The 3935-nt window shown below is 70.7% G+C and carries 4 protein-coding genes; 1 reads left to right on the top strand and 3 read right to left on the bottom strand.

Annotated elements, in window-relative coordinates:
* Positions 1-281, top strand: a 281-nt coding sequence (locus tag FRW57_RS18565) for an EamA family transporter (RefSeq protein ID WP_152186712.1), incomplete at its 5' end; no start/stop codon positions are given.
* Between the two features lie 51 nt (positions 282-332).
* On the opposite strand, the gene ispG is transcribed toward FRW57_RS18565, so the two are convergent.
* From ispG to dxr, 3 genes are all read right to left on the bottom strand, one after another.
* Complete coding sequence (ispG, locus tag FRW57_RS18570; RefSeq protein WP_152186713.1) at positions 333-1502, bottom strand: flavodoxin-dependent (E)-4-hydroxy-3-methylbut-2-enyl-diphosphate synthase; 1170 nt, start codon at positions 1500-1502, stop codon at positions 333-335.
* Positions 1503-1548: 46 nt separating this feature from the next.
* A complete protein-coding gene (locus tag FRW57_RS18575) occupies positions 1549-2889 on the bottom strand; it encodes a M50 family metallopeptidase (RefSeq protein WP_137122948.1) in 1341 nt (446 codons plus the stop codon).
* Positions 2889-3935, bottom strand: a 1047-nt coding sequence (gene dxr, locus FRW57_RS18580) for a 1-deoxy-D-xylulose-5-phosphate reductoisomerase (RefSeq protein ID WP_152186714.1), incomplete at its 5' end; no start/stop codon positions are given. The genes dxr and FRW57_RS18575, both read right to left, overlap by 1 nt.

The raw sequence follows: 3935 nt of genomic DNA on the forward strand, positions 1-3935 counted from the left end.
TGATCCTCCCGGTGGGCCTGAGCTGGGCTCCGCGGCCGGTGCCGTGGCGTCCGGCCGCCCGATTCGGGCTTCTGGCGGGCGGGCTCGGCGGCTGCGCCAACCTGATCTTCCTCACAGCGACCGGCGCCGGCCAGCTCGCCGTCGTCGCCGTGCTGACCTCGCTCTACCCGGCCATCACGGTGCTGCTGGCGCGTGCCGTGCTCGACGAGCGGTGGCGCCGCGTGCAGATCCTCGGATTGGTGGCCTCCGCCGCAGCGGTCGTGTTGATCACGGTCGGCTGAGCCACCGGTCGCACGTATGCCGGGTCGCTGCCTCTCGTGGTCGGGCGGCGGTCAGCCGACGGTCACCGTGGGGCTCGCGGCGCCGGCCCCCTCCGCCTCGTCACCGGACTCGCCCATCTCCTCGGCGATCCGCATCGCCTCCTCGATGAGGGTCTCCACGATCTGCGACTCGGGGACGGTCTTGATGACCTCGCCCTTGACGAAGATCTGCCCCTTGCCGTTGCCGGAGGCGACGCCGAGGTCGGCCTCCCGGGCCTCCCCCGGACCGTTGACGACGCAGCCCATGACGGCGACCCGCAGCGGCACCTCGAGACCCTCGAGGCCGGCCGTCACCTCGTCGGCGAGCGTGTAGACGTCGACCTGCGCACGCCCGCAGGAGGGGCAGGAGACGATCTCGAGCTTGCGGGGCCGCAGACCGAGGGACTGCAGGATCTGCGTGCCGACCTTGACCTCCTCCACGGGGGGCGCGGACAGGGACACCCGGATCGTGTCGCCGATGCCCCTCGACAGCAGCGCGCCGAAGGCGGTCGCCGACTTGATCGTGCCCTGGAAGGCGGGGCCGGCCTCGGTGACGCCCAGGTGCAGGGGCCAGTCACCGCGCTCGGCCAGCAGCTCATAGGCCCGCACCATGACCACCGGGTCGTTGTGCTTGACCGAGATCTTGAAGTCGTGGAAGTCGTGCTCCTCGAAGAGGCTGGCCTCCCAGACCGCGGACTCGACCAGGGCCTCGGCCGTCGGCTTGCCGTACTTCTCCAGCAGCCGCTTGTCGAGCGATCCGGCGTTGACCCCGATGCGCAGCGAGACCCCGGCGTCCTTGGCCGCCTGGGCGATCTGCTTGACCTGGTCGTCGAACTTGCGGATGTTGCCGGGGTTGACCCGCACCGCGGCGCAGCCGGCGTCGATGGCCGCGTAGACGTACTTGGGCTGGAAGTGGATGTCCGCGATCACCGGGATCTGCGACTTGTGCGCGATCGCCTGAAGGGCCTCCGCGTCGTCGGCGCTCGGCACGGCCACCCGCACGATGTCGCATCCGGCGGCGGTCAGCTCGGCGATCTGCTGCAGCGTGGAGTTGATGTCGGTCGTCGGTGTCGTGCACATCGACTGCACGGAGATCGGTGCGTCCCCCCCGACCTCGACCTTGCCGACCCGGATCTTGCGCGACCGGCGACGGGGCGCCAGGACGGGCGGGGGCGCGGACGGCATACCGAGAGAAACACTCATGCAGCCAGTATCTCGCACGATCCGGCTCGGCACGAACGCAGCACGGTCACCCGGCCACCCGGACAGGGTTGACCAGGTCGGCATAGATCAGCAGCGCTGACATGACGATGAGCACCGTCGACATGGCGTAGGCGACCGGAAGCGCCTTGGCGACGTCGACGTAACCGGGATCGGGCTTGCGCCGCAGCCGCGCCCACCCGCGCTTGATGGCCTCCCAGATCGCGCCCGCGACGTGGCCCCCGTCGAGGGGCAGCAGCGGGATCAGGTTGAAGACGAACAGGGCGAGGTTGAGCGAGGCGACGAGGCTGACCAGGAAGGCGAACTTGGCACCGATGGTGTCCAGGGCGCCGCCCGCACCGCCCTCGGTGACCTCGCCCGCGATCCGGCCGACGCCCACCACGGAGATCGGGCCATTGGGATCACGCTGGTCGGAGGAGAATGCCGCCTGGGCGACGCCGACCATCTTCTGCGGGATGTGCACGAAGACGCTGGCGGTCTGGGACAGCCCGTCCCAGACGAAGCCGGGTGCCTCCGACACCGGGCCGGGGACGTTCTCGACCGATCCCGTGGCGCCGAGGAAGCCGACCGATGCCGTGACCGGGTTGCCCTGCGCGTCGACGATCGGCTTGCCGTCGGCGGTGTAGGTGGGCATGTCGCGGACCACGGGCGTCACGGTCACCGGCCGCCGCGTGCCATCGCGCTCGACCACCAGGTGCAACGGGGTGCCGCCGCTGGACTTGATCGCCTTGGTGGTCTCGCTCCACGTCGACACGGGGTTGCCGTTGATCCGCACGACGGTGTCGCCCGGCTGCAGACCGGCCTTCTTCGCCGGTGACTCGAGCGCCGGTCCGCAGGTCTTGTCCTGCGCCACCGTGGTCATGTCGTGCGGTGCGCAGGGGGAGATGGCACTCAGCGTGGGAGTGCCGGTCGGCAGACCGTAGAGCGTGAAGATGCCGGCGAGCAGGACCGCGGCGATGACCAGGTTGGTCACGGTGCCGCTCGCCATGACGATGACCTTCTTCCACACCGGCAGCTTGTAGAAGACGCGGTCCTCGTCGCCGGGCTCGATCTCCTCCATCGCCTCGGCCCGTGCCTGGTCGGCCAGCTGGCTGAACCGTCCGGTGGAGGAGGCGCGCAGCTGCCGCTCGTCTTCGCCCGGCTTGGGTGGGAACATGCCGATCATCCGGACGTACCCGCCAAGGGGGATCGCCTTGATGCCGCACTCGGTCTCACCGATCCGGCGGGACCACAGGGTCGGGCCGAATCCGACCATGTACTGCTTGACCTTGACGCCGAACAGCTTGGCCGGCAGCAGGTGCCCGAGCTCGTGCAGGGCGATGGACAGGCCGACGCCGATCGCGACGACGAGCACGCCGAGCAGGTACATCAGCACGAACGCGTCCCCCGTCCTGCGCCCGGCGCGGCGCTTCGTGGCTCCAGGCCCAGCGCCTGCCGAGCCCGCTCGCGGGCCCACGCGTCGGCCGCCAGCACCGTCTCAACGTCCAACGTGTCCGAATGGTTCACGCCGGGGCAGCTGCCCTCTCCGGCCCCTTGGACGACCCTCGCGACCGTGTCGACGATGTCGGTGAACCGGATCCGCCCGTCGTGGAAGGCCAGGACGCAGACCTCGTTGGCCGCGTTGAAGACCGCCGGGAAGGTGGCGCCCGCCGCGCCGACCTGACGCGCCAGCGCCACCGACGGGAAGGCCTCGGTGTCGAGCGGGTAGAACTCCCAGGTGGCCGCGGAGGTCCAGTCGCAACCGGCGGCCGCGTCGGGCAGCCGCTCGGGCCAGGCCAGGCCGAGGGCGATGGGCAGCCGCATGTCGGGTGGAGACGCCTGGACCAACGTGGCGCCGTCCACGAACTCGACCATCGAGTGGACGATCGACTGGGGGTGGACCACCACCTCGATCCGCTCGAACGGCAGGTCGAACAGCAGGTGCGCCTCGATCACCTCGAGTCCCTTGTTGACCAGGGTCGCCGAGTTGGTCGTGACCATCAGGCCCATGTCCCAGGTCGGGTGCGCGAGCGCCTGCTGAGGCGTCACCTCGGCCAGCTCCGCCCGCGTGCGACCGCGGAACGGGCCGCCGCTCGCGGTGACGACCAGCCGGCGCACCTCCTGCTCGGTGCCGCCCCGCAGGCACTGCGCAATTGCGCTGTGTTCGCTGTCGACCGGCACGATCTGACCCGGTTTGGCCGCCGCCTTGACCAGCGGTCCGCCGACGATGAGCGACTCCTTGTTGGCCAGTGCCAGGGTGCTGCCGGCCTCCAGCGCGGCCAGGGTGGGTCGCAGGCCGATCGAGCCGGTGATGCCGTTGAGGACGACGTCGGCGCCGGAGCCGGCCACCTGGGTGCTCGCGTCCGGACCGACCAGCAGCTCCGGCTCGTATGCCGGGTCGCCGGCGTGCGTCGCCGCCTGCCGGATCGCGGTGCG

This window comes from Segeticoccus rhizosphaerae, from assembly GCF_009192725.1.
GTDB classification, from domain to species: domain Bacteria; phylum Actinomycetota; class Actinomycetes; order Actinomycetales; family Dermatophilaceae; genus Segeticoccus; species Segeticoccus rhizosphaerae.

Excerpts from the sequence above, each read along its gene's own strand:
- ispG (WP_152186713.1), bottom strand. The coding sequence starts at position 1,502 with ATGAGTGTTTCTCTCGGTATGCCGTCCGCGCCCCCGCCCGTCCTGGCG.
- FRW57_RS18575 (WP_137122948.1), bottom strand. The coding sequence starts at position 2,889 with ATGTACCTGCTCGGCGTGCTCGTCGTCGCGATCGGCGTCGGCCTGTCC.